This is a genomic window from Acidithiobacillus sp. (assembly GCF_049965315.1).
In the GTDB taxonomy this organism is placed as follows: Bacteria; Pseudomonadota; Gammaproteobacteria; order Acidithiobacillales; family Acidithiobacillaceae; genus Acidithiobacillus_B.
The window spans coordinates 1-5,694 of the sequence record NZ_JBMFWL010000053.1 but is presented as its reverse complement, the minus strand read 5'-3'; the positions used below and the strand labels follow the sequence as shown (position 1 = coordinate 5,694).

The following is a 5,694-nucleotide window of genomic DNA, read 5'->3' as shown; positions in this document are numbered from 1 at the left end:
CCCATCTGGTTCGGCCCCAAAAACTACGCCGTCTCTCCCGAGACCACCACCAAGCCGCCCCAGGGCAGCGTATGGGGCAGTAGCCGTTCCATCGCTCGCGCCACGCGGTTCCCGGAAGGGAGGAAGATGGCGGAGTGTACCGCCAGCCGGCGCACCCTCAGGCCGGAGAAGAAGTCGAGCACTTCGCGGGGACGATGCCAGCGCGCCCCACGATAGGCCCCGCTTCCACCGCCCCGGCCCTTCTGCCTGTAGAGCAGGCTCGTCCGGTTGAGCCAGCCGATGGCAAAGCGCTGCCGCGTCACCCGCACGATCTCGGCCACGGCTTGGCGCTCCTCTTCCACGAAGCACAAGGCCGCGACCGAAACCACCCGGTCGAAACTGCGGTCGGGAAAGGGCAGGGCACGGGCATCCCCCAGGATCCATCGGGTCGCGGGAGGACCCTTGGCTTGAGCGAAGGCAAGCCAGTCCGGGTTTGGATCCAGACCACTGGCGAGGAGGTCTTCCTCCGCAAAACGGCGGGTGAACCATCCAGTGCCACAGCCCACGTCCAGGAGCGTGTCCCCCGGCCGAGCCTGCAGCAGCCTGGAGAGCAGGCGGAACTCGGCCATGCCGATCCAGCGCCCGCGGGCGGTATCGTACCAAGCGTCATAAGACGCGGGATCCATCAGCCTACCGCCCCCGTCAGGCGCCGCCAAGCGGCGATCAGAACGCTTGCCGCCTCCTCGATCTCCGCCGTGGTGGTGAATCGGCCCAAACTCAAACGGATCGCACCCAAGGCTTGTTCCCGGGGCATGGACATCGCCGCCAGGACATCACTCACTGTATGGCCGCCCGCATGACAGGCGGAGCCCGTGGGTGCGGCGATCTCCGGGACGGCGGCGAGGAGTTGCCAGCCCGCCACCCCGGGGAAAGAGAGATTCAAGGTATTGGACAGGCGCTCGGCAGGGTGAGCATTGAGCAGCAGGCCGAGGATGTGCATCAGGAAAGGCCCGTCACCGGCAGCCAGAAGGCCAATGCCAGCAGAGTGAGCAGAAGCACCGGCGGCGTGATCAATAGCCCGGTTTTCATATACTGCCCCCAGGTGATGGTCATGCCCTTGCGCTGCAGCACATGGAGCCAGAGCAGCGTAGCCAGGCTACCGATGGGCGTGAATTTGGGGCCGAGATCACAGCCCACAATATTGGCATAGACCATGATTTCCCGGATCATCGGACTTAGGCCTTGGGCATGATGAATGGCCAGTGCCCCCACCAGCACGGCAGGCATATTGTTCATGATGGAGGAGAGTGCCGCACTCAATACCCCCGTACCCACCGCCGCGACCACCTGCCCCTGTCCCCCAAGCCACTGCAATGCCATCGCTAGATAATCGGTGAGTCCGGCATTGCGCAGGCCGTACACCACCAGATACATGCCCAAGCTGAAGATCACGATCTGCCAGGGCGCTTCGCGCAGCACTTTACGCACCGGGATCCGGGCGCCGCGCCCACCGCGCGCCCACCTTCCAGCGATGGCCAGCAAAACCAGCGCGCCAGAGCCGGTCACCACGGATACCGGCACCTGCCAGTGCGCCGTAATGAAGTAGGCCGCCAGCAACGTCATCAATACCGGAAAGCTGGCCCGGAAAACCAGCGGGTCGCGAATCGCGGTGGCGGGCGACTCCAGTCCGCCGAGCGGATAGTGACGCGGCAGGTGGTTACGGAAACGGAACCAGAGCACCAGCAGGGTGGCAACCAGGGCCACCAGATCGACGGGTATCATCACCAGCGCATAGCGATCAAAGGGGATCTGGAAATAGTTGGCGCTGACAATATTGACCAGGTTGGAGATCATGAGTGGCAGACTGGTAGTATCGGCCACAAAGCCCGTGGCGATGACAAAGGCAAAGGTGGCCGCAGGCGTAAAGTCGAGGCGCAAGAGGATGGCCATGACGATGGGGGTGAGCAGTAACGCCGCGCCATCGTTGGCGAAAACCGCAGCGATGCTGGCCCCAAGCATGACGATCAGGGGAAAGAGAAGGCGCCCGGACCCTCTCCCCCAGCGTGCGACATGCAGGGCCGCCCAGTGGAAAAAGCCCGCCTCATCAAGAATCAGGGAAATGATGATCAGCGCTACGAAAGTAAAGGTGGCGTCCCAGACGATATGCCAGACGATGGGAATATCGCTCCAGTGAATGACGCCGGTCGCCAGCGCCACCAACGCGCCACCCATGGCGCTCCAGCCGATGCCCAGCCCACGCGGTTGCCAGATCACCAGGATGAGGGTGATAACGAAGATCACGATAGCCAACATGGACGGAGCCACTCCTTGAAACGCGGGCTTTGAGAATGCGAGGTTGAGTCTTGACGATCCCCGGAAATATGTCAATACTTCAATAACTATTCTGGAGTTGATCAATGGAAACACAGCAAGATCACGTCATCCGTCTGCTCGAAGCATTGGCGTCCCCCGTCCGACTAAATATTTATCGCCTCTTGGTGGAGCACGAACCCGACGGTCTCGTTGCCGGGGACATTGCCGCACGGCTCGATATTCCCGGAAACAGCATCTCTTTTCATCTCAAAACCCTGCAATATGCCGGCTTGGTAAGCGGTCATCGGGAAGGCCGCTACCAACGCTACCGGGCCTGTCTGATGGCAGTGGGAGGGCTCATTGCCTATCTCACGGACAATTGTTGCGGGCATCGGCCGGAGTTGTGCGCCCCTGGCGCAATGCCGGGCGGCGAGCCTTCTTTTTCCTGCACGCAGTCGAGGGCCAAATGAAATCTCTCAACATTCTGTTTTTATGCACCGGCAATTCCTGCCGCTCCATCCTTGCCGAGGCCACCTTTAATGCCCTCACGGGCCCGCACATGCATGCCATGAGCGCCGGGAGTCACCCGACGGGGTTTGTGCATCCCCGCTCGCTCGCCTTGCTCCAGCGCGAGGGGATTCCCACGGAGGGTCTGCACAGCAAATCCTGGGACGACCTGCCGGAAACGCCCGACATCGTCATCACCGTCTGCGCCAGCGCCGCCGGCGAGACCTGCCCCGCCTATCTCGGCCCGGCGCTCCGCGCCCATTGGGGCGTGGAAGACCCCGCCAAGGCAACGGGCAGCGAGGCGGAGATCGAGGCGGCCTTCACCACCGCCTACCAGATCCTGCGTCGTCGGATCGAAGCCTTTCTGGCCCTGCCCTGGACACAGTGGGAAGAAGGTGGCGGCCCGGCCCTGCAAGCCGAACTGGCGCGCATCGGTGAACGGTAATCGTGGCTTTTCAGACGGCATCCATTCTTTCAGGAGACTTCATCATGACCAAAATCCGTGTGTATGACCCCGCCATGTGCTGCAGTACGGGCGTATGCGGTCCGACCATAGATCCTGCGCTGGTGCGCTTTTCTGCCGACGCGGACTGGGCGAAAGGCCAGGGAATCGATCTGGTACGCTACAACCTCAGCCAGGAACCCATGGCCTTTGTCCACAATTCGGTGGTGAAACAGTTTTTGGATCGTTCTGGCGCCGAAGCGTTGCCGCTGATCTTGGTCGAAGGGGAGATCGCCCTGGCCGGGCGCTATCCCACCCGCGGGGAACTGCTCCGCTGGGCCGGGTTGGCGGCGGCGCCAGCCATGGAAAGCCCTTCTGGCGGCTGTTGCGGTGGCGGCGGAACCTGCTGAACGGTTCATCATCGGCGTATGTTCCAACGGGGACTTCGGCATGCTTTTCCTACAAAACCCGCCCACCTTTCTGTTTTTCACTGGCAAGGGGGGCGTTGGTAAAACGTCGCTGTCCTGTGCCATGGCCATTCACCTGGTTCGACTGGGCAAGAAGGTCTTGCTGGTGAGCACCGACCCGGCGTCCAACGTCGGTCAGGTATTCGGTCAGGCTATCGGCAACAGGATCACCGCCATTGCTACGGTGCCCGGGCTATTCGCCCTGGAAATCGATCCCCAACAGGCCGCACAACAGTACCGGGAGCGCATCGTGGGCCCCGTGCGCGGCGCTCTGCCGGACGCCGTGGTCAAAGGCATCGAAGAACAGCTCTCCGGAGCCTGCACCACCGAAATCGCGGCCTTCGACGAATTCACCGCTTTGCTGACCGATGCGGCACTGACTGCCGACTACGATCACATCGTCTTCGACACGGCGCCGACTGGCCATACCATTCGCCTGTTGCAATTGTCCGGCGCGTGGAGCGGCTTTATCGAGAAAAATCCGGAAGGCGCGTCGTGCCTCGGTCCACTGGCGGGCCTGGAAAAGCAACGCCAGCGTTATGCCGAAGCGGTCAAGGCGCTGTCCGATCCCGAGCGCACGCGCCTGATGCTGGTCGCCCGCGCGCAGAAAACCACGCTGGATGAGGTCGCCCGCACCCATCAGGAATTGGCCGCCATCGGCCTGACCCGGCAGAACCTGGTCATCAACGGTGTGCTGCCAGCCGGCGAAGCCGTTCACGACGCGCTGGCCGCTGCCATACGCCACCGCGAGCAGGCGGCCATAGCAGGCATGCCCGCCGCGCTGCGCGATCTGCCAGTCGATCAATTGCCGCTCAAGGCATTCAACATGGTCGGCGTCGGAGCGCTGCGCAGCCTGTTCGCTGATCGAGACGAAATCGTCCCCGCCGGTAGCGGTGCGCCCGTCCAATGCGTTGACCTTCCGCGCTTGTCGACGCTGGTTGAAGCGATCGCTGGAACGGGTCACGGCTTGATCATGATGATGGGCAAGGGCGGAGTCGGCAAAACCACCCTGGCGGCTGCGGTGGCGGTGGCGCTGGCCGAACGCGGCCTGCCCGTTCACCTGACCACCTCCGACCCCGCCGCGCATCTGTCCGACACGCTGGCCGGTTCGCTGGATAATCTGGAAGTCAGCCGCATTGACCCGGAGGTGGAAACCGAGCGTTATCGCCAGCAGGTGCTGGACAGCAAAGGCAAAGACCTGGATGCCGAAGGCCGTGCCATGCTGGAAGAAGACTTGCGCTCGCCCTGCACCGAGGAAATCGCGGTGTTCCAGGCGTTCTCGCGCGTCATCCGCGAGGCCGGCAAGCAATTCGTGGTGATGGATACCGCACCAACCGGGCATACCCTGCTGCTGCTGGACGCCACCGGGGCCTATCATCGCGAAGTGACCCGCCACCTCATCGATCCGCAGGTGCATTACACCACGCCGATGATGCAGTTGCAGGACCCGGAACGGACGAAGGTGTTGATCGTGACCCTGCCGGAACCCACTCCGGTCCTGGAGGCCGCGCAACTGCAGGAAGACCTGCGTCGTGCAGGCATCGAGCCGTGGGCCTGGGTCATCAACAACAGCCTGGCCGCTGCGCCGACTGCGTCGCCCTTGCTGAAGCAGCGCGCCGCGTTGGAGGTGGCCCAGATCGAGGCGGTTCGCACCCGCTACGCCAAACGCGTCGCCCTGGTACCGATGCAGGCAGAGGAGCCGGTGGGCATAGACCACTTGCGATCGCTGCTGAATCCGGCGTCGTGACCGTAGTGATCGGATCCGAGGGACCGACAAGCATAGGACAGAGAGGAGTAGACGAAATGAAAGTAGAGCAACTCATGACTCCGGATCCGCTTACCGTCGCGCCGCAGACCCCGGTGGCGGAGATCGCCCGGCTACTGCTGGAACACCGGATCAACGGAGTACTGAATCCCCCCGGTTTTCGTGGAGGCTCTGAAGTGTGAAAAAATGGAGCCATGGATACCATGAAATCGAGTCGGAAG

8 protein-coding genes are annotated in these 5,694 nt (G+C 62.7%); 5 read left to right on the top strand and 3 right to left on the bottom strand.

All coding sequences use genetic code 11. The features are described from left to right. Positions 1 to 23: 23 nt before the first annotated feature. From ACP5MM_RS09590 to ACP5MM_RS09580, 3 genes are read right to left on the bottom strand one after another with little or no spacing between them, the layout of a single operon-like run. Complete coding sequence (locus ACP5MM_RS09590) at positions 24 to 665, bottom strand: class I SAM-dependent methyltransferase (RefSeq protein WP_427934513.1); 642 nt, start codon at positions 663 to 665, stop codon at positions 24 to 26. After that, on the bottom strand, positions 665 to 979 hold the full coding sequence (locus ACP5MM_RS09585; protein ID WP_427930811.1) for a hypothetical protein: 315 nt from the start codon (positions 977 to 979) through the stop codon (positions 665 to 667). Before ACP5MM_RS09585 ends, ACP5MM_RS09590 begins: the two co-directional genes overlap by 1 nt. Then, entirely contained in the window at positions 979 to 2,292 is a 1,314-nt protein-coding gene (locus ACP5MM_RS09580) for an arsenic transporter (RefSeq protein ID WP_427930810.1), read from the bottom strand. The genes ACP5MM_RS09585 and ACP5MM_RS09580 overlap by 1 nt, the downstream gene beginning before the upstream one ends. Positions 2,293 to 2,396: 104 nt before the next feature. On the opposite strand from ACP5MM_RS09580, the gene ACP5MM_RS09575 reads away from it, so the two are divergent. The 5 genes from ACP5MM_RS09575 to ACP5MM_RS09555 are packed head-to-tail and all read left to right on the top strand — an operon-like array spanning position 2,397 to position 5,655. Continuing rightward, positions 2,397 to 2,762: an ArsR/SmtB family transcription factor gene (locus tag ACP5MM_RS09575; protein WP_427930809.1), complete on the top strand. Its 366-nt coding sequence runs from the start codon at positions 2,397 to 2,399 to the stop codon at positions 2,760 to 2,762. Next, positions 2,759 to 3,244 (top strand): arsenate reductase ArsC, encoded by a 486-nt coding sequence (locus ACP5MM_RS09570; protein WP_427930808.1) that lies wholly within the window; start codon positions 2,759 to 2,761, stop codon positions 3,242 to 3,244. The genes ACP5MM_RS09575 and ACP5MM_RS09570 overlap by 4 nt, the downstream gene beginning before the upstream one ends. Before the next feature lie 44 nt (positions 3,245 to 3,288). Next, complete coding sequence (gene arsD, locus ACP5MM_RS09565; protein WP_427930807.1) at positions 3,289 to 3,651, top strand: arsenite efflux transporter metallochaperone ArsD; 363 nt, start codon at positions 3,289 to 3,291, stop codon at positions 3,649 to 3,651. Between the two features lie 40 nt (positions 3,652 to 3,691). Next, complete coding sequence (gene arsA / locus ACP5MM_RS09560; RefSeq protein WP_427930806.1) at positions 3,692 to 5,455, top strand: arsenical pump-driving ATPase; 1,764 nt, start codon at positions 3,692 to 3,694, stop codon at positions 5,453 to 5,455. 56 nt (positions 5,456 to 5,511) lie between these two features. Next, positions 5,512 to 5,655 carry a CBS domain-containing protein gene (locus ACP5MM_RS09555; protein WP_427934512.1) on the top strand — a complete coding sequence of 48 codons (144 nt, stop codon included), beginning with the start codon at positions 5,512 to 5,514 and terminating at the stop codon, positions 5,653 to 5,655. The last annotated feature ends 39 nt before the right edge of the window (positions 5,656 to 5,694 follow it).

Bases quoted from the DNA above. Each gene is read 5' to 3' on its own strand.
- ACP5MM_RS09590 (WP_427934513.1), bottom strand. From the start codon at position 665: ATGGATCCCGCGTCTTATGACGCTTGGTACGATACCGCCCGCGGGCGC.
- ACP5MM_RS09570 (WP_427930808.1), top strand. From the start codon at position 2,759: ATGAAATCTCTCAACATTCTGTTTTTATGCACCGGCAATTCCTGCCGC.
- ACP5MM_RS09555 (WP_427934512.1), top strand. From the start codon at position 5,512: ATGAAAGTAGAGCAACTCATGACTCCGGATCCGCTTACCGTCGCGCCG.
- ACP5MM_RS09575 (WP_427930809.1), top strand. From the start codon at position 2,397: ATGGAAACACAGCAAGATCACGTCATCCGTCTGCTCGAAGCATTGGCG.
- ACP5MM_RS09580 (WP_427930810.1), bottom strand. From the start codon at position 2,292: ATGTTGGCTATCGTGATCTTCGTTATCACCCTCATCCTGGTGATCTGG.
- arsD (WP_427930807.1), top strand. From the start codon at position 3,289: ATGACCAAAATCCGTGTGTATGACCCCGCCATGTGCTGCAGTACGGGC.
- arsA (WP_427930806.1), top strand. From the start codon at position 3,692: ATGCTTTTCCTACAAAACCCGCCCACCTTTCTGTTTTTCACTGGCAAG.
- ACP5MM_RS09585 (WP_427930811.1), bottom strand. From the start codon at position 979: ATGCACATCCTCGGCCTGCTGCTCAATGCTCACCCTGCCGAGCGCCTG.